Genomic DNA, 19,148 nt, shown 5'->3' on the forward strand with positions numbered 1-19,148 from the left:
CCGGCATCGCCTTGATTCCCCGCCTCCGCGTCGATACGGTCCCGCGCACTTCTAAACCCCCCTTCGCGAGACCGATTCTGCTGATGGACGCTTTGCCTGCCCATATGCGCCCGGAACGTTCGTTCCAGGGCTTCATCCTTGCTCTCCAGCGATTCTGGGCGGAGCAGGGCTGCGTGATCCTGCAGCCCTACGACATGGAAATGGGCGCAGGCACCTTCCATCCGGCGACGACGCTGCGCGCGCTCGGGCCGAAGCGCTGGAATGCGGCCTATGTGCAGCCCTCGCGCCGGCCGAAGGACGGCCGCTATGGCGAGAACCCCAACCGGCTGCAGCACTATTATCAGTTTCAGGTGATCATGAAGCCGTCGCCGCCGAACCTTCAGGATCTGTACCTGAAGTCGCTCGCTGCGATCGGCATCGATTCCAGCGTACACGACATCCGCTTCGTCGAGGACGATTGGGAAAGCCCGACGCTTGGCGCCTGGGGGCTGGGCTGGGAGTGCTGGTGCGACGGCATGGAAGTCAGCCAGTTCACTTACTTCCAGCAGGTCGCGGGCGTCGAATGCGCACCCGTTTCCGGCGAGCTCACCTACGGGCTCGAGCGTCTTGCGATGTATGTGCAGGGCGTCGACCGCGTCTACGATCTCAACTTCAACGGCCGCGACGGCGCCGACAAGGTCACCTATGGCGACGTCTTCCTGCAGGCCGAGCAGGAATATTCCCGGCACAATTTCGAGCACGCGGATACGGCGATGTTGTTCGAGCAGTTCAAGATGGCCGAAGACGCCTGCAAGAAATATCTCACGGCCGGGTGGAAGGAGGGCGGTAATCAGAAAGAACATCTGATGGCGCTGCCGGCCTATGACCAGTGCATCAAGGCCAGCCATGTCTTCAATCTGCTCGATGCGCGCGGCGTGATCTCGGTCACCGAACGGCAGAGCTACATCATGCGCGTGCGTGAGCTGGCAAAGGCGTGCGGCGAAGCCTGGGTTCACACCGAAGCGGGCAGGGCGGTCTGATGCCTGATCTTCTGCTGGAACTGTTTTCCGAAGAAATCCCCGCGCGCATGCAGGCGAAGGCGGCGGACGATCTGCGCCGCATGGTGACCGACAAGCTCGTCGCCGAAGGCCTGGTCTATGAAGGCGCGAAAGCGTTCGCGACGCCGCGGCGGCTGGCGCTGACCGTGCACGGCGTTCCGACGCGGCAATCCGACCTCAAGGAAGAGCGCCGCGGCCCGCGCGTCGGCGGCCCCGATGCCGCGATCCAGGGATTCTTGAAGGCGACCGGTCTGGCCAAGATCGAAGACGCCAAGATCCAGACCGACCCGAAGAAGGGCGACTTCTACATCGCCCTGATCGAAAAGCCGGGCCGCGCCACCATCGATGTGCTCGCCGAGATTCTGCCGGTCATCATCCGAACCTTCCCGTGGCCGAAGTCGATGCGCTGGGGCGCACGTTCGACCAAATCGGGTTCGCTTTCCTGGGTGCGGCCGCTGCATTCGATCATCGCGACCTTCGGTCCGGAGACCGAAGACCCCGACGTGGTGAAGTTTTCCGTCGACGGCATCGAGGCCGGGCAGACCACGTTCGGCCACCGCTTCATGGCGCGGTCGGCGATCTCGGTGCGCCGCTTCGAGGATTACGAAGCCAAGCTGAAGGCCGCGAAGGTCGTGCTCGATCCGCAGGCGCGCAAGGACATCATCCTGGCCGACGCGAAGGAGCTGGCATTCGCGCAGGGCTTTGACTTGGTCGAGGACCAGGCGCTGCTGGACGAAGTCGCGGGCCTTGTCGAATGGCCGGTCGCGCTGATGGGATCGTTCGACGAGGAATTTTTGTCGATCCCGGACGAAGTGATCCGCGCCACCATCCGCAACAACCAGAAATGCTTTGTGGTGCGCGACCCCAAGACCGGGAAGCTCGCCAACAAGTTCATCCTGACCGCCAATATCGAGGCCAGCGACGGCGGCAAGGTAATCGTCGCCGGCAACGAGCGCGTGATCCGCGCGCGGTTGAGCGATGCAAAATTCTTCTACGAGACCGACCTGAAGACGAAGCTGGAAGACCGCCTGAAGAAGTTCGACCAGATCGTGTTTCACGAGAAGCTTGGCACGCAGGCGGAGCGGATCAAGCGTATCGAACGGCTGACGGCCGAGATCGCGCCGCTGGTCGGCGCCGACGTTGCGAAGGCCAAGCGCGCCGCGCATCTGGCAAAAGCCGATCTGTTGACCGAAGTCGTCGGCGAATTCCCCGAGCTGCAGGGCCTGATGGGGAAGTATTATGCGCAGGCGCAAGGCGAAGACGCCTCCGTCGCCGCCGCGAGCGAGGACCACTACAAGCCGCAAGGCCCTACTGATCGCGTGCCGAGCGATCCGGTAAGCGCGGCCGTCGCACTGGCCGACAAGCTCGATACTCTGGCGGGTTTCTGGGCAATCGACGAGAAGCCGACCGGCAGCAAGGACCCCTATGCATTGCGGCGCGCTGCGCTGGGTGCCATCAGGCTGATCGTTGATAATACGCTCCGGCTGCCGATCTTGAACGTGGCGAAGTCGGCATTGGCTGGCTTGCCGGAAACGAGCGACGTCGAGAAGCTTCCGGGTGACCTGCTTTCCTTCTTCGCCGACCGCCTGAAAGTCCAGCTCCGCGACCAGGGCGCGCGGCACGATCTCGTCGACGCCGTGTTTTCGCTCGGCGGACAGGACGATCTCCTGTTGGTAGTCCGCCGCGTCGAGGCGCTCGGCAAGTTCCTCGACACCGACGACGGCAAGAACCTGCTTGCAGGCACCAAGCGCGCGAGTAACATCCTCTCCATCGAGGAGAAGCGGGACAAACGCACGTTCGATGGTGCGCCGGATGCTGGACTCTACAGGCTCGACGAAGAAAAGGCGCTCGCCAAGGCGATCGAGCAGGTTAGGAGCGAGGCCTCCGCCGCGGTGCAGAAGGAAGATTTCGCCACCGCGATGAGCGCGATGGCAAAACTGCGCCCCGCCGTCGATGCGTTCTTCGACAAGGTCAAGGTCAACGATGATGAACCTGCCGTGCGCGAGAATCGACTAAAACTCCTGAACGAAATCCGCGCGGCGACCCGCGCGGTGGCGGATTTTTCCAAGATCGAAGGCTAGACCATGGATCCTCAGACGCTCGCCGCTTATGACCAGGATGCGGCGGCGTTCGCGAAGGACTGGCTCGGTCAGCCGGCGCCCGTCGACCTGCAGGAGGTCGTCGAACGATTTTTCGTGCGTGGCGGCAATTCGGCCGATATCGGCTGCGGCTGCGGCCGCGAGGTCGCCTGGCTTCACGCCCACGGCTTTTCGGCCGTGGGCTTCGATGCTTCGGACGGCCTGCTCAACGAAGCGCGCCGGCGCTATCCATCGTGCAAGTTCGCGCATGCCGAATTGCCCGATCTGCGCGGTATCGGCACGTTCGATAACGTGCTGTGCGAAACCGTGATCATGCATCTCGACCGCAAGGAGATTGCGGCATCGGTCCGCCGTCTGCTCGATATCGTCAAGCCCAGCGGCATTCTCTATCTGAGCTGGCGCGTCACCGAGGGCGCCGATCAGCGCGACGCGCAGGGACGGCTCTACGCCGCGTTCGATCCGGCGGTCGTGCAGGCCGAGCTGAAGGCCGCGACCGTGTTGCTCGACGAAGAGATCGTCAGCGCCTCATCGGGAAAGAAGATTCACCGGCTGGTGGTGAAGAAGCCGGGATTGGAAATCAGGGAATAGCTCGTATCCCGTAGGGTGGGCAAAGGCGCCCTTGGTGTGAATGGTGGGCACGCTTCGCTTTGCCCACCCTCCAGAACCGCGCCGCGTCCGGGACAACAGTCACACAAAAGACCCCGCCCGGAGGGGACGCCGGGCGGGGCTTCTTGTCCGGTCGTATCTCGCGCACATCCGCTTGCGCGGCGCCCGGACCAATCGTTCAGGCTACTGAAGGTCAATCGACCACCTGAACGATCCGACGCGAACGCGGTTCGACCAATATCGTCTGGCCGTTCACCACGGTGTAGCGATAGGGCGTCACCCCGAACGATTGCGGCACGTCGTAGTAGGTCACGCCGGCTTCCGGCAGCACGGCGCCAACCGTCACACGCTCGGAAATAGTATAATTCGGCACGCGTTCGCGCACGATATATTCGCGGAAGGCCGGACGCACGTCGGGCGCGATGCCTTCCACGTGTTCACCGATGACGACCGCGCTGCCGCCGCCTGTGCCGATCGTGGATTGCGCCTGAGCCGCGATCGGGACGGCCGTCGCGCCCGCGATCGCCGCAATGGCAAATAGTCTGTTCCGCATGGTCAACTCCTTCGCGAGAAGAGGTGCCGGCTTTCGCCAGCCACACAATGCGGGCCAATTCATCGCGTGCAGCATTGTTCCGGGAAAAGCGCGGCCTCATCCGCGACATTTCTGGGGAATTGTTGCGAAGGCTGGAACCCATTGAAGCGGTTAAGCGTCTTGCTATTCCCGAACCGCGCCAGCGGTTAAGTTGCCGCCCTCGATTCGATTTCCCACCCCCGCGATCATCTGGAGATTTCAATGACCATCACCGCTACGCATGTTCCCGCGATCGTTGCTCTGCTCGCCGGGATATTCATCCTGATCATGCCGCGGCTGCTCAACTACATCGTCGCGATCTACCTGATCTTCGTCGGCCTGGTGGGTCTCGGCGTGCTCAAGATGTTCAAGTTCTAGCACCGGAAAGCGGGGTTTCGCGGCTTGCGCGGAACCCCTCAAAATGGTGTAAGGCGCGCAATCTTCTTCCCTTTTTCGGATAGTTGGAATCCATGGCCAAAGCCGTCGCGAAGTCAAGAAGGCTGCAGTGAAATCTGCAGCGAAATCAAAGCCATCCGCCCGGCCGAAGGCCGCGCCGCAGGCCTCGGCCCGCAAAGCGCTAAAGAAGGCCCCGGCCAAGCCGGTAGCCAAGGTCGCGGCCAAGAAGGCTGCGGTCCGCAAGCCTGCCGCCGAGGCGGTAAAATCGGGCAAGTGGGTCTATACCTTCGGGGACGGCAAGGCAGAGGGCAAAGCGGGCCTGCGCGACCTGCTCGGCGGCAAGGGCGCCAACCTTGCCGAGATGGCCAATTTGGGCCTGCCGGTGCCTCCGGGCTTCACGATTCCGACCTCGGTCTGCACCTATTTCTACGCGCATGACAAAACCTATCCGCCGGCGCTGAAGGCGCAGGTCGAGAAGGCGCTTGAGTATGTCGGCAAGCTGACCGGCAAGGCATTCGGCGACTCGAAAAATCCGCTGCTGGTGTCGGTCCGCTCCGGCGGCCGCGCCTCGATGCCGGGCATGATGGACACCGTGCTCAATCTCGGCCTCAACGACAAAACAGTCGAAGCGCTCGCCGAGCTCTCCGGCGATCGCCGCTTTGCCTATGACAGCTATCGCCGCTTCATCACGATGTATTCGGACGTGGTGCTCGGCTTCGAGCATCATCACTTCGAGGACATTCTCGACACCTTCAAGGACAGCCAGGGCTACACGCTCGACACTGATCTGACCGGCGACGACTGGGTCGAGCTGGTCGGCAAGTACAAGGAAGCGGTGGCGCGCGAGACCGGCAGGGATTTCCCGCAGGATCCGCACGAGCAATTGTGGGGCGCGATCGGCGCGGTGTTTTCATCCTGGATGAATGCGCGCGCGGTGACCTATCGCCGCCTGCACGACATTCCGGAATCCTGGGGCACCGCGGTCAACGTGCAGGCCATGGTGTTCGGCAATATGGGCGAGACGTCCGCGACCGGCGTTGCGTTCACGCGCAATCCGTCGACCGGCGAGAGCAAGCTGTACGGCGAATTCCTGATCAACGCGCAGGGCGAGGACGTGGTGGCGGGCATCCGCACGCCGCAGGACATCACCGAGGAAGCGCGCCAGGAATCCGGTTCCGACAAGCCGTCGATGGAAAGCGCGATGCCGGACGCCTTCAAGGAACTGACGCGGTTCTACACGCTGCTCGAAAAGCACTACCGCGACATGCAGGACATGGAATTCACGGTCGAGCAGGGCAAGTTGTGGATGCTGCAGACCCGCGGTGGCAAGCGCACCGCGAAGGCTGCGCTGCGCATCGCGGTCGAGCTCGCCAATGAAGGCCTGATCTCGAAGAAGGACGCGGTGATGCGGATCGATCCGGCTTCGCTGGATCAATTGCTGCATCCGACCATCGATCCCCAGGCCAAGCGCGACGTGATCGCGACCGGCCTGCCGGCCTCGCCCGGCGCCGCATCCGGCGAGATCGTGTTCTCGTCCGATGAGGCCGCGAAACTTCAGGCCGATGGCCGCAGCGTCATTCTGGTGCGCGTCGAGACCAGTCCGGAAGACATTCACGGCATGCACGCCGCCGAAGGCATTTTGACCACCCGCGGCGGCATGACTTCGCATGCTGCAGTGGTCGCGCGCGGCATGGGCAAGCCCTGCGTTTCCGGCTGCGGCGCCATTCGCGTCGACTATGGCCGCGGCACCATGAGCGTCGGCTCGCGCACCTTCAAGACCGGCGACGTCATCACCATCGACGGCTCGCTCGGCCAGGTGCTGGCCGGCAAGATGCCGATGATCGAGCCGAAACTGTCGGGCGAGTTCGGCACGCTGATGGGCTGGGCCGATCAGGTTAGCAAGCTCGGAGTTCGCGTCAACGCCGACACGCCGGAAGATGCGCGCACTGCGATAAAATTCGGCGGCGAGGGCATCGGGCTGTGCCGCACCGAGCACATGTTCTTCGAGGAAACCCGCATCCGCACCGTGCGCGAGATGATCCTTTCCGAGGACGAACAGTCGCGCCGCGCGGCGCTGTCAAAATTGTTGCCGATGCAGCGCGCCGATTTCGTCGAGCTGTTCGAGATCATGAAGGGCCTGCCCGTCACGATTCGCCTGCTCGATCCGCCGCTGCATGAATTCCTGCCGCACACCCAGGCCGAGATCGAGGAAGTCGCGCGCGCGATGAACACCGATCCGCGCAAGCTCGCCGATCGCGCCCGCGATCTCGCCGAGTTCAACCCGATGCTGGGCTTCCGCGGCTGCCGTCTTGCGATCGCCTATCCTGAGATCGCCGAAATGCAGGCGCGCGCGATCTTCGAAGCGGCGGTAGAAGCCGAGAAGCGCACCGGCGAGGCCGTCGGCCTCGAGGTAATGGTGCCGCTGATCGCGACCAAGGCCGAGTTCGACCTGGTCAAGGCGCGGATCGACGCCACCGCGCAGGCGGTGATGAAGGAGACCGGCAAGAAGCTCGCTTATCAAGTTGGTACGATGATCGAGCTGCCGCGTGCGTGCCTGCTGGCCGGCGATGTCGCCCAGACCGCGGAGTTCTTCTCGTTCGGCACCAACGACCTGACCCAGACTACTTACGGCATCAGCCGTGACGACGCCGCGAGTTTCCTCGGCACCTATGTCAGCAAGGGAATTCTCGAGATCGATCCGTTCATCTCGGTCGATCGCGATGGCGTGGGCGAGCTGGTGAAGATCGGCGTCACCCGTGGTCGCAAGACACGGCCCAACTTGAAGGTCGGCATTTGCGGCGAGCATGGCGGCGATCCCGCCTCGGTGGCGTTCTGCCACGAGATCGGGCTCGACTACGTTTCGTGCTCGCCCTACCGCGTGCCGATCGCGCGCCTCGCCGCCGCGCAGGCCGCGCTCGGCAAGAAGATTGAGAGCCAGGCGTAAGCCTGCTTCAAGGTTCCATCCAACGACGTCATGCCCGGGCTTGTCCCGGGCATTTGCTTTTAGCGAGCTGTGCCAGCGCCGTCATTGCGAGGAGCGCAAGCGACGAAGCAATCCACCCATCCGTTATGCCGCGCTATGGATTGCTTCGCTTCGCTCGCAATGACGTGGAGGGAGCTCGCTCAAGGCCCTCAACATCGAGGAGTTCCCGCATTCACACGGCGAAGAATATCTTCATCATCTTCGTTGACGGGATGTTTACCACTTTCATCGAGCGGCCATTTACCAACACTTCTCATGCGATCCGGAAAAATTGCGCAACGTCTTGCGTGTAGCACGCACGCCACGCCGATTAACTCCCCGGCAACCTAAATTCGATACCAACAAAAAAGGTCGAATTGCACGGATGTACTGACATTCGATCGTGTAAGCGTTGCGTGAGCGTACAATGTTTGTGTTGCGTAACCAGCCGAAGGGCGCGCGGTTCGCGTCCTTCGGTCTCGGTCTCTGCATCTTCGCATTGATGCCGACCGAGATCGGATATCAGGACATCGCCTCGCTGCTGGCGCGCCAGCCGGGCGTCGCCGAGCGCTGGCAGAAGCGCGTGTTCTCCTCCGCCGGCACCATCCAGGTCGCGACGTTCTCCTTCGGCCGCCCGATCGGAACCTCGTCGCCGCAGACCGCGACTTACCGTCTCGCAAGCCTCGACACTCAGGGCATCGACGTCACGGGTTCGGTGACGCGCAATTCTCTGGTCGCTCCACCGCCACGCTATCACGCCGCCGATTTCCCCAAGGTCGACCGCACATTGAAGGGCGACCGCCTTATCATCGCGCCGCCGTCGCCGGCGGTGGAGACCACAGGCCCTGCCGATCGAGCGCCCGCGATTGAGGATCCCGCGACATCCAATGCATCGGTCAAGGGCGCCAAGACCGCTGAGACGCCGCCGCCCGTCGAGCGTGCACCGCTCGATCCCGAGCTGCAGGCCGCGCTGAACGCGCCGCCACTGGATATGTCGCTGTCGCTCGAGAGTAAACCGCAGGACGATCTCAAGGTCGCGCCGCAAGCGGCTACGCCACCGCGCGATGGTTTCTCCATTAAGACCTCGAGCCTGTTCTTTGGCTCCTCGCTCGGCTCGCCCGAAAGCATCGAACGCTGGCAGCCCGGCGAAGAGCCCGTCATCGTCATGCCACCAGCGCATCCGGATCCCGACATGAAGGTGATGGCCTCGCTGCCGGTCGATGCCGATGGTCCGGTGCGGGCCGGCGAGATGGGCGAGAGCGTCGCGCCGAAGGGCGAGGTCAACGCCGACAACCAGCGCGCCAAGACGCCGGCCGAACGTCTCGGCCTGTTCGACGAGAAATCGCGCGCCAAGTCGGAAAAGTGCCTGGCTGAAGCGATCTACTTCGAGGCCCGCGGCGAAGCGGTGCGAGGCCAGATCGCGGTGGCGCAGGTGGTTTTGAACCGCGCCTTCTCCGGCAAATATCCCGAAACCGTGTGCGGCGTGGTCTACCAGAACAAGCATCGCCATCTGGCGTGCCAGTTCACCTTCGCCTGCGATAACAACAAAGACGTCATTCGCGAGCCCGACATGTGGGAGCGGGCGAAGAAGATCGCGAAGGCGATGCTCGATGGCCAGCTCTGGCTGCCGGAAGTTGACAAGTCGACGCACTACCACGCCTATTGGGTGCGGCCGTCCTGGGTCAATGAAATGAAGAAGATGCACAAGTTCGGCGTGCATACCTTCTACCGGCCACGCGCCTGGGGCAACGGCAGCGACGCGCCGAGCTGGGGCACGCCCGCCGAGACCGCGGCGATCTCCGCCAAGCTCGCGGAAGCCGCGCAAAGCTCCGCCGAGCAGGCGAGCGCGAAGCGGTAACAGCCGTCGTCCCTGCGAACGCGCGGGGCCATCACCACCGGCGATCATTATTGATTGAGGCCGGACGACGGGCGCTTCCTCAAATCGCTCGGCCGCGGCGCGAAGCGCCGGAGCCCCGCAATTGCACTCATTGCCCTCGCCAATTTTGCAGAGCTGCCCTGCAGCGGAAAATTTTTCTCTTCCGCCCTCTTGGGATTTTCATGCAACTGCATTAACTCACCGTAACGTTTCGCCCGGCCGTTCCGGGCGCCGATTGGTCCAGGGGAAGCAAATGGCTGTAACGACCGACCTTCGTCCGTCCTCCGGACTCGGCACCTGGCGGACGCCGGTCGTCATCATCGTCTGCGGCTGCGCGATCGCGCTGTTGAGTTTTGGACCGCGCTCCAGCCTCGGTTTCTTCGTGCAGCCGATGAGCCGCGAGTTCGCCTGGGGCCGCGATGTTTTCGGCCTCGCGCTGGCGCTGCAGAATCTGCTGTGGGGACTGGGGCAGCCGATTGCGGGCGCCATCGCCGATCGCTTCGGCATCCTGCGTGTGATGATTGTCGGCGCCTTGCTCTATGCCGCCGGCCTGCTTCTGATGCGTTATTCCACGGCGCCGCTGTCGCTCGATCTCGGCGCCGGCGTCCTGATCGGCTTCGGTCTTTCAGGCTGTTCGTTCAATCTCGTGCTGTCGGCGTTCAGCAAGCTGCTGCCGGTCGAGAAGCGCGGCATTGCGCTCGGCGCCGGCACCGCGGCCGGGTCCTTCGGCCAGTTCCTGTTCGCGCCGTTCGGCGTGGCGATGATCGACAATTTCGGCTGGCAAGCGGCGCTGACGGTATTCGCGCTCCTGATGCTGCTGATCGTGCCGCTGTCGCTCGCGATCGCGACGCCACCCTCGACGTCGTCGAATGAGCCTGTCGGGGATCAGCAATCGTTCAAGACCGCGCTGGCGGAAGCGTTCGGTCATCGCTCCTACGTTCTCCTGGTGCTGGGCTTCTTCACCTGCGGCTTCCAGCTCGCCTTCATCACGGTGCATCTGCCGGCCTATCTCGCCGATCGCGGAGTCTCGTCGCAGACCGGCGGCTGGGTGGTCGCGGCGATCGGCCTGTTCAACATCATCGGCTCGCTCAGCGTCGGCTGGCTGCAGAACAAGTACCCGAAGCGTTACATCCTCTCGCTGATCTACTTTACCCGCGCCCTGGCGATTGTCGCGTTCATCTCGTTTCCAATCACGACGTTCTCGGCGATCATGTTCGGTGCGGTCAGCGGCCTGACTTGGCTCTCGACGGTGCCGCCGACATCGGCACTGGTGGCGCTGATGTTCGGCACAAAGTGGTTCGCAACGCTGTACGGCTTTGCCTTCGTCAGCCATCAGGTCGGCGGTTTCCTCGGCGTCTGGCTCGGCGGCATCGTGTTCGAGCAGTTCGGCTCCTACACCCCGATCTGGTGGCTCTCGATCCTGTTCGGCGTGCTGTCGGCGCTGATCAACCTGCCGATCGTCGAGCAGCCGGTCGCGCGCCCGGTTGCACAACCCGCCTGATGCGGTAAACACTCTCGAGACAGATAAAGTCCGGGGAGTTTGCCATGGGAACGTTCAAGGCCATCAGGATCGATAAGGCCGATAAAGGCACCACCGCCGCGCTGACGCAGTTCGACGAATCCGAGCTGATGGAAGGCGATGTCACCGTCGCCGTCGAGTGGTCGACGTTGAACTACAAGGATGGTCTAGCCGTCACCGGCAAGGCGCCGGTCGTGCGGCGTTTCCCGATGATCGCCGGGATCGACTTCGCAGGCACCGTCGAACAATCTTCGCATCCGGCATGGAAGACCGGTGACAAGGTCGTCTGCAACGGCTGGGGCATGGGCGAGACTCATCTTGGCGCCTATGCCGAAAGAGCGCGCGTCAAGGGCGACTGGCTGGTGCGGCTGCCCGATGGCATCTCCACGCGCGACGCGATGGCGATCGGCACTGCCGGCTACACCGCGATGCTGTCGGTGCTGGCGCTGGAGAAGCATGGACTGACGCCGAAGAGCGGTCCCGTCGTGGTGACCGGCGCAGCCGGCGGCGTCGGCTCGGTCGCGTCAGCCGTGCTCTCAAAACTCGGCTATCACGTCATCGCGTCCACGGGGCGGATGTCGGAGGCCGACTACCTCAAGGGCCTCGGCGCCGCCGAAGTCATCGATCGCGCCGAGCTCGCAGGGCCCGCCAAGCCGCTGGCCAAGGAGCGCTGGGCGGGTGGCGTCGACAGCGTCGGATCGACCACGCTCGCCAACCTGCTGTCGATGACCAAATATGGCGGAGCCATTGCCGCCTGCGGCCTTGCCGCCGGTATGGATTTGCCGTCCTCGGTCGCGCCGTTTATTTTGCGTGGAGTGTGCCTTCTCGGCATCGACTCGGTGATGTGCCCGATCGAGCAGCGCAAGCTTGCCTGGAAGCGCCTTGCCAGCGATTTGGATAAGGGAAAACTATCTGATATTACTCATGAAATAGGTTTGGATCAGGTAATCGGCGCGGGCGCCGAAATCCTCGCAGGGAAGGTCCGCGGTCAAATCGTGGTAAAAATTCTCTAACGGTGTTCAGACTTTCCCAACCAACCTGCTCCAATGTTGCCATGGTGGTTGGTATGGTAAGCAGCGGGTAAAGGCGGGCGCCCGCGCTCTTGTTAAGTTGGAGTAGCTGCATGCTTGCGCGTTTGGTTCTGGGGGCCGTCACGGCCAGTGCGATGATCGTTCCTGCGCTGGCCGGGATGATGAATGCCGACGAGGCGCGCAGGTTCGTGAGCGGCAAGGTTTTCGCCTTTACCTGCTTTGATGGCACCCGCGGCGCCGGGCGCATCCTCGACGATCTCGGCGCAGCCGGTTCCGTCCAATTCAGCGGCTCGGGCCCGATCCGTCATGTGCGCCTGCCCGGCAACACGCTGCAGATTCGCGGCCAGGCCGTCTGCGCTTCGATCAAGGGACTGCCCTTCGAGCCGTGCTTCAATCTCGACAAGCGTGATGATCGCTCGTTCCGTGGCTCGGTCTCGGGCATGGGCTTCGCCTATTGCGATTTCCGCCATCAGGGCGCCTCGCAGATGCTGATTGCGCGCTCCGTGGCGCGCCCACGCTCGCTGCATCGTCGGGAGGAGCCGTCGCGTGGGCCGGCCGATGCACGGGCCGAAGTAACGACGCGGGCCGAGACGCCTGCGGTCGAGAGCGCCAAGCTCGAGCCGGTGAAATCCGAGCCGAAGGCGGAGCAGGCAAAGCCCGAACCGGCCAAGGCCGAGAGCGCCCCGGAGCTGCGCCGCTCGACCGATTGATCGCGGCAACGGCACCTTGCGGCGGGCGGCAAACAAGCCGCCTCGGAGGCCATCGCGCAGCCTGTGAATCACCTGCCATTCCAAGTCTTGGCGAACGGGAACCCGTAGTCATACGGGCTGGCGCATTCATGTCCTGGTAGCGAATCTCGCTCCAAGTGGTGACCGGCAGAGAAGGCCGGGAGGCGGCCCAACACGTGAGAACAATCATGCCGCTGTATTTTTTTCGGATCAGCCACGGTCGCTACGCAGGCGCGTCCGATCAGGGATCCGAATTCGAAAGCCGCGAAGCCGCCTGGGCCGAGATGACCAAGGTCTGCGGCAACCTACTGGGCAGCCTTTCGCGCAGCCTGAAACAGAACGCCGAATGGCAGATGGAGCTTTTGGACGAAGCCAAAAAGCCCGTGTTCAGGATTCGCCTCGTCGCCGAATCCGTCGGTTAGAGCACCATCCCCTAGCTAGAGCATGATGATTAGATCGGTTCGGCCGCAGACGCGCTTCACCTCTCCCGCTTGCGGGGGAGGTCGGCGCGAAGCGCCGGGTGGGGGGCTCTCTCCACTCGGGCAGTATCGCCTGCGGAGACACCCCCACCCCATAGCCGATGCTCCGCATCGGCGGTCTACTAAAGAACGGCGGCCATGGCCGCCTATGCCTCCCCGCAAGCGGGAGAGGGAGCAGCACCTTCTTCGCGGTCGCAATTAAACCCAATTTCATCATGCTTTAGCTTCCCGTGGGCGCGGCCGGGGCTGCCGCTTGCCTGCGGAACAGGATCCGCTGGTACAGCCACCCGATCGCCACCAGCACGAGGCCGAGGCACATGAAGGACAGCGCGCGATAGACGCCGGTCAGTGCCGACATGTCGATCAGGAATGCTTTCAGGATCGTCAGTCCGATGACCACCGCGGACGCCAGCCGCGCGCGCTGCGAGTTGAAAAGAATACCGATGCCGAGCAAGACGACGCCGAAGGCGAGATATGCGATCGAGTAGGTATATTGCTCGGCGCCGCTGGTCGGGCCGGCCGCAATCGCCGGGCCGTGATAGATTCGCCTGATCTCGAACGTCACATAGGCAAGCGCGAGAACGAGCGCTGCCGCCGCGATCGTGTTGGCATAGGCGACCGGCCGCCGACCGGCGACGGCATAGGACAATAACAGCGCGAGCACCGCGGGCAGGGCGTAGCCGAGCAGCAAAAGGTTGATGACAACGCCGCCGACATCGATCCATTGCAGCATCGGGTTCTCCAGCAGCAACAGCCCGAACACCGTCGCGAGGCCGGCAAACGCCGTGAGCAGGATAGCGCCGGCATTGTGAATGACGCTGCCGGTGCGGATGCGCAGTCGCTCCAGGCCGATCGCCATAGCCAGCGTAACGCAGACCTGCAGCGCGACTTCGGTGAGGTCGGCGCTCGCGTGGTAGACGTCGCCATTGTTGACGGCGTGGCGGATTTCCATGAACGCCAGCAGCACCGTGAACAGGATCGCCGCCGATTCCACCGTGCGCAGTGGCGCGTCATCGCCGCCGCGGCGCAGGAAGATGCTGCCGGCCCAGAACGATGCCGCCGGAATGCCATAGCCCCACAACAGCCAGTTGAAGATCGGCGTGGTACCGACGGCCTGGCCGACAATGCGCGGCTCGTAGCCGATGCGCAGCACGACGATGCCGGCGAGGATGGCCGCGAGGGCGCGCAGGAACGGAATCGGCCGCTGCGTGGATATCCAGGCGGTGCCTGCCGACATCAGCGCCAGGGCGATCGTCAGCCAGCCTTTTTCCAGCGCAAAGGTCAGCGCCAACGCCAGCGCTGCGAGGGTGCCGGTCGCAAACAGCGCGATCGAGGCTTGTAGTCCCGGACGATCCTCGCGCCTGCTGAGTATCTCGGTCGCGGCGGCATAGGCCGCGGCAAGCATTACCGCGAGAATCGCAAACGGAATCGAGCGGTCGAGATGCGCGATGCGAGCGTAGAGTGCGACCAAAAGCGCCAGCGGCGTGAACACTGCCGCGGCCGACCAGATCACCGGTATCACCGGCCCCGCGAAGCGGCCCTGCGCGAAAAATCCCGCCACGCCAAAGCCCGCCGCGAAGATCGCGGCCGAGATCAGATGCAGCGACACTGATCCGTCCATGCCGGTCGGCCCGATGCCTTGCAGCGGCCCGCCGGGCAGCACCAGCATGTCGGGATTGGCGCGAACGGCCCATTCGGCGAACACGACGAAGACCAACGCAGCAGCGGCGCCGACGGCACCCGCGGCGGCATCGCTGCGCCAGGCAACCGCGATGCTGCCGGCCACCAGCAGCCCGAATACGATCATCGCGGCGTCGGCATGAAAGCTGTTCAGCACGATCAAGGTCGCGCCAAGCAGATAGGCAGCAAGCGAGCCGGACGAGATCGGCTCAACCTGGCCTTCGTCCGCGGGCGGGCCGAACATGAAGCCGCACACCACGAGTAGCGCGGCGAGAATGAAGCCGGCGAGCACGTGGAACGCATGCGGGCCGACCATCGACGGACCGCATTGCAGGCAGGGGAATGTCCATAACAGGGCAAACGCGATCGTGGTGACCGCGAGCCAGCGCCACAGCCTGACGCGCGCCAGGCCGAAGGCTGCCGCAGTGACGATTGCGAGATAGATGTAGAGCGCCCAGAAGTCCGGTTTGTCGGACGAAACCAGGACCGGCGTCACAAAGGCGCCGACCACGCCGAGGCCGGCAAGCGCCGGGCCATGCAGGAGCGCCGCGGCCAGCGTGCCCAGCGCTACCAGCCCGAGCAGGATGAACGCGGTCGCCGGCACCAGGAAGCCGTACAGCGCATAGGCTGCATAAACCGTGGCAAATGCGACCGCCGTTCCGGCGGCGGTCAGGATGGCCGGGATATTGGCGATCGGTAGCGCGTCGATCGTGGAAATGCTTTCCTTGCGCCGCGTCCATTCGCCCGCAAGCAGCAAGGCCAGAGCGAACAGGCCGCCGAGGATGGTGCGCACGCCGGGGCCGAGCAACCCGGCTTCGATCGAATAACGCACCATGAAGAATCCGCCGAGCGCCAGCGTCAGACCGCCGATCCACACCACCCAGCGCGTGCCGACAGTTTCCTCGAAACCGCGATCGGCCGGCGGCAATGGAGGCGACGGCGGTGCCCCGCCGGCGGCTTGCCCAGCCGCCTCAGGGCTGGCGGCGGACGCGATGGATTCCGCCTCGGGAACGATCGGCGGAGGCGTCGGTGTGGCCCCGCTCGGAGCTGGCGGCAGGCTTTGCTCGAAGGCTTCGAATGGCGTGAGGGGCGGAGGCACGGCTGCAGCGGCGGCCGCAGGCGTGGCCTGCATCGCCTCCAGGCGCTGGCGTAACTCCGCCACCTGATTCATGGCCTTCCGCGCCAAGATCAGGGCGACGATCGCGATCGCAAGCGAAAAGAAAACGAAGGGGTCGTCGAACATCGGGCCTCCAGGCGGGCGCGTCAGAGCGTTAACCGGCCACGTCCGCAGCCTGGTTGCAATCCTGTGTGTACCTTTGTCCGCTAAAAGTTCACGCCGATCCGAGCGTCATTTGGCGCATCCGGGGACGCCACGTCATTCCAGATCTAGTCGGAACGGCCGGCCTTCGACCATCATGCTGCCCGGACCCATTTCGTCCAGCGCGCGCAGCATTCGCCCCTCACGGCCCAACGCCTTGTCGGCGAGGCTGACGATCAACCGATTCGGCGATGCGATCGGGGAGCGGGCGCGAATCTGCCGCGCGATCTCGATCTCGGCGCGATGCGGATTGAGCGCGCAGGCGGCGGCAAACGCGCTCGCCGTCGAGCGGCTGATGCCGGCATAGCAATGCACCACCATCGGCGCGCTGCGGTCCCAGCTTCGAACGAAATTCAGCACTCTTTCGATATGATGATCCGCCGGCGCGACAAAGCCGTCGATCTCCTCGATGATGTCGTCCATCGAGATTTTCAGATGGTTGGCCTCGAGCACCGAGGCCGGGCGCTGCACCTGATCGACATTGGCCATCACGGTGAGAATATGGCTGGCGCCAGTCGTCCTGACGGTGTCGGGAAGTGCGGCAAGCGAACAGACGTGAAGCATGGCGTTCCCCGGTATCCCTTGGTTGCCGCAATTATAGCTGTTGCCTGTCGGGCGGGCAAAGCCACCGGGGCGCGCGAATGCGCGCCCGATGACAGGCTCCGCGTGCCCACCATTTTTGTCGGATGGTGGGCACGGCGCAAGCGCGCCTTTTGCCCACTCTACGTTGACGATAGCAGCTCGAATCGCGCCAAAAACTGCTTTTCGGCCCGGGCTGCGGTCCACGGCGTCAGGTAATCGCGCACGGTGGCCTCGGGGAGGCCGGGATCCCTGCCGAACAGGCGCTTCGCTTCACTTACCGAAAATCCCGCCAGATGGGTGGCTTCGAGATAGGCCGCACCGCGGTCGGCAGCTTTGATGGCCCTCGTGATTTCATCGGCGAGACTTGGCGGCAGGCCGAAGCGAACATGAATCGCCGCCAGCAGGCGCTTTTCCACCACCTTGTAGTCGCCGCCGAGCACTGCCTTGAACGGCGAGATCATGTCGCCGATGACATATTCCGGTGCGTCGTGCAGCATCGCCGCGAGGCGGAAGCGGGCGTCGACGCGCGGCATCTGCTCACGCATCACGGCTTCGACCAACAGCGTGTGCTGCGCCACCGAGAAGATGTGCGCGCCGCTGGTTTGCCCGTTCCAGCGCGCCACGCGCGCCAGACCATGGGCTATGTCAGCGATTTCGATATCGAGCGGGGAGGGATCGAGCAGATCGAGCCGTCGCCCCGACAGCATCCGCTGCCAGGCGCGCGTGGCGACGCCGGACGATCTTCGCGCCGTCATTTGGCCTTGAGCCGGGGCTTGCGCAGTTTGCCGCTGCAGGCCTCGTGGCAGAAGCACGTGACGAGATGGTCGTTGACCATGCCGGTGGCCTGCATGAAGGCGTAAACGATGGTCGGGCCGACGAATTTGAAGCCGCGCGCGCCGAGTTCCTTTGAGATCTTGACCGAGACCGGCGTCGAGGCCGGTACGCTGGCCGTGGTCTTGAACTGGTTGACGATGGGCTTGCCGTCGACGAAGTCCCACAGGAATTTGGAAAAGCCTGGTCCTTCTTCCATGATCTTCAAATAGGCCTTGGCGCTGTTGACGGCGCCTTCGATCTTGGCGCGGTTTCGCACGATGCCGGCGTCGTTCATCAGTGCGTGGATCTTCTTGGCATTGTAGCGCGCGATCTTTTCCGGCTGGAAATCGTCGAACGCTTTGCGGAAGTTTTCGCGCTTGCGCAAAATCGTGATCCACGACAGCCCGGCCTGAAAACCGTCGAGGATCAGCTTTTCGTACAGCGCCCGGTCGTCATACTCAGGCACACCCCATTCCGTGTCGTGATAGGCCATGTAGAACGGGTCTTCGCCGGGCCACGGGCACCGCGTCTTGCCGTCAGCGTGCAGGCGCACAGATTTGCTCATGCGACGGTCTGCTTCGGTGGGACACGAACGTCGTTCGGATCGGTCAGCCGGATCGCCAGGCCGCCGGCGGTCAACGAAAGTCCCGCATCGAGTGCATCCGCAACGCGGTCGATCCGGACCAGCGCGAGGCCGCGGCCGCCGGCGGTCGATCCCATGGTGCCGACCTGCTTGTCGCCGCCGAGAACGGCGACGCCGGTTTCCGGCGAAAAGTCTTCGAGCGTGACCCGCACGATCCGCGTGCGCGCGGTGCCGCGATGCTGCATGCGCGACACCACTTCCTGGCCGACATAGCAGCCCTTGTCGAAATCGACGCCGTGCAGGCGGTCCATATTGGTCTCGTGCGGGAATGCGTCGCTGTACATGAAGTCGAGCCCGCCGCGCGGCACGCCCAAGGCGATGCGATGCACCTCGTAGGCCTCGCTGTCGACGAGGTCGGCGCCGATCAGCTCGGCCACCTTTTGCTTGAGATCTTCAGGGACAAGAATGCGCCAGCCGAGAGCTTCATGCCGCGGATCGGCAAAGGCCAGATCGGGCTTCACCGCCGGCTCGCCGTCCCACGCCGCGAGCACGCCCATGCTGTCGGAGATGTTCTCCACCGCGACCTTGGCGCGCAGCTTGTAGAAGCCGAGCTTGTCGGCGAGGTTTTGCGCCAGCACGCGGGGCGCATCGATCAGGAAGCCGCCGCCGTGACCTGCAGGGGCTTCGGTAATGAGGAAGTCCGCCGTGATTTTTCCCTGCGGCGTCAGCAGCGCGCCGAACCGGCCAAGACCGGGCTGTAGCGGCGTGACGTCTGTGGTGACGAGGCCGTTGAGGAAGTTGCGGGCATCCTCGCCGCTGACCTTGATCACGCCCCGGTCCGGAAGAAACGCTGCTTTCATTAGGTAAA

At 63.9% G+C, this 19,148-nt stretch carries 16 protein-coding genes; 10 read left to right on the plus strand and 6 right to left on the minus strand.

What is annotated here, in order from left to right; all coding sequences use genetic code 11:
* Positions 1–83: 83 nt before the first annotated feature.
* Genes ACFXS9_RS41800 through ACFXS9_RS41810 form a run of 3 tightly spaced genes read left to right on the plus strand, consistent with a single transcriptional unit; the run spans position 84 to position 3,724 of the window.
* A complete protein-coding gene (locus ACFXS9_RS41800) occupies positions 84–1,019 on the plus strand; it encodes a glycine--tRNA ligase subunit alpha (RefSeq protein WP_213290276.1) in 936 nt (311 codons plus the stop codon).
* Complete coding sequence (gene glyS, locus ACFXS9_RS41805) at positions 1,019–3,118, plus strand: glycine--tRNA ligase subunit beta (protein ID WP_392699338.1); 2,100 nt, start codon at positions 1,019–1,021, stop codon at positions 3,116–3,118. The genes ACFXS9_RS41800 and glyS overlap by 1 nt, the downstream gene beginning before the upstream one ends.
* Before the next feature lie 3 nt (positions 3,119–3,121).
* Complete coding sequence (locus ACFXS9_RS41810; RefSeq protein ID WP_392699340.1) at positions 3,122–3,724, plus strand: class I SAM-dependent methyltransferase; 603 nt, start codon at positions 3,122–3,124, stop codon at positions 3,722–3,724.
* A gap of 211 nt (positions 3,725–3,935) precedes the next feature.
* Here the strand turns inward: ACFXS9_RS41810 and ACFXS9_RS41815 are convergent, their stop codons facing one another.
* Positions 3,936–4,295: a DUF1236 domain-containing protein gene (locus ACFXS9_RS41815; protein ID WP_392699342.1), complete on the minus strand. Its 360-nt coding sequence runs from the start codon at positions 4,293–4,295 to the stop codon at positions 3,936–3,938.
* A 240-nt stretch (positions 4,296–4,535) separates the two neighbouring features.
* On the opposite strand from ACFXS9_RS41815, the gene ACFXS9_RS41820 reads away from it, so the two are divergent.
* The 7 genes from ACFXS9_RS41820 (at position 4,536) to ACFXS9_RS41850 (ending at position 13,247) form a co-directional block, all read left to right on the plus strand.
* Positions 4,536–4,691: a DUF3096 domain-containing protein gene (locus tag ACFXS9_RS41820; protein WP_082637306.1), complete on the plus strand. Its 156-nt coding sequence runs from the start codon at positions 4,536–4,538 to the stop codon at positions 4,689–4,691.
* Positions 4,692–4,818: 127 nt separating this feature from the next.
* Positions 4,819–7,653 (plus strand): pyruvate, phosphate dikinase, encoded by a 2,835-nt coding sequence (ppdK, locus tag ACFXS9_RS41825; protein ID WP_392699344.1) that lies wholly within the window; start codon positions 4,819–4,821, stop codon positions 7,651–7,653.
* Positions 7,654–8,098: 445 nt separating this feature from the next.
* Positions 8,099–9,529 carry a cell wall hydrolase gene (locus tag ACFXS9_RS41830; protein ID WP_392699346.1) on the plus strand — a complete coding sequence of 477 codons (1,431 nt, stop codon included), beginning with the start codon at positions 8,099–8,101 and terminating at the stop codon, positions 9,527–9,529.
* 271 nt (positions 9,530–9,800) lie between these two features.
* A complete protein-coding gene (locus ACFXS9_RS41835) occupies positions 9,801–11,048 on the plus strand; it encodes an MFS transporter (protein ID WP_392699348.1) in 1,248 nt (415 codons plus the stop codon).
* 44 nt (positions 11,049–11,092) lie between these two features.
* The gene (locus ACFXS9_RS41840) at positions 11,093–12,079 is read left to right on the plus strand and encodes an MDR family oxidoreductase (protein ID WP_392699350.1); all 987 of its coding nucleotides are present in this window, start codon (positions 11,093–11,095) and stop codon (positions 12,077–12,079) included.
* A gap of 110 nt (positions 12,080–12,189) precedes the next feature.
* Positions 12,190–12,807, plus strand: a complete 618-nt coding sequence (locus ACFXS9_RS41845; protein WP_392699352.1) for a hypothetical protein — start codon at positions 12,190–12,192, stop codon at positions 12,805–12,807.
* A 206-nt stretch (positions 12,808–13,013) separates the two neighbouring features.
* Positions 13,014–13,247: a DUF6894 family protein gene (locus ACFXS9_RS41850; RefSeq protein WP_028346922.1), complete on the plus strand. Its 234-nt coding sequence runs from the start codon at positions 13,014–13,016 to the stop codon at positions 13,245–13,247.
* A 277-nt stretch (positions 13,248–13,524) separates the two neighbouring features.
* Here ACFXS9_RS41850 and ACFXS9_RS41855 read toward each other — a convergent pair whose 3' ends face one another.
* From ACFXS9_RS41855 to ACFXS9_RS41875, 5 genes are all read right to left on the minus strand, one after another.
* The gene (locus ACFXS9_RS41855; RefSeq protein WP_392699354.1) at positions 13,525–16,227 is read right to left on the minus strand and encodes a DUF2339 domain-containing protein; all 2,703 of its coding nucleotides are present in this window, start codon (positions 16,225–16,227) and stop codon (positions 13,525–13,527) included.
* A 132-nt stretch (positions 16,228–16,359) separates the two neighbouring features.
* Positions 16,360–16,866, minus strand: coding sequence for a tyrosine phosphatase family protein (locus ACFXS9_RS41860; RefSeq protein WP_392699356.1), 507 nt, complete (start codon positions 16,864–16,866; stop codon positions 16,360–16,362).
* A gap of 158 nt (positions 16,867–17,024) precedes the next feature.
* Positions 17,025–17,639, minus strand: a complete 615-nt coding sequence (locus ACFXS9_RS41865; protein WP_392699358.1) for a YfbR-like 5'-deoxynucleotidase — start codon at positions 17,637–17,639, stop codon at positions 17,025–17,027.
* Positions 17,636–18,262, minus strand: coding sequence for a DNA-3-methyladenine glycosylase I (locus ACFXS9_RS41870; protein ID WP_392699360.1), 627 nt, complete (start codon positions 18,260–18,262; stop codon positions 17,636–17,638). The genes ACFXS9_RS41865 and ACFXS9_RS41870 overlap by 4 nt, the downstream gene beginning before the upstream one ends.
* Positions 18,259–19,140, minus strand: coding sequence for a YgfZ/GcvT domain-containing protein (locus tag ACFXS9_RS41875; protein ID WP_392699362.1), 882 nt, complete (start codon positions 19,138–19,140; stop codon positions 18,259–18,261). Before ACFXS9_RS41875 ends, ACFXS9_RS41870 begins: the two co-directional genes overlap by 4 nt.
* Positions 19,141–19,148: the final 8 nt, after the last annotated feature.

It is taken from the genome of Bradyrhizobium sp. RDI18 (assembly GCF_043203335.1).
Classification (GTDB): Bacteria; Pseudomonadota; Alphaproteobacteria; order Rhizobiales; family Xanthobacteraceae; genus Bradyrhizobium; species Bradyrhizobium retamae.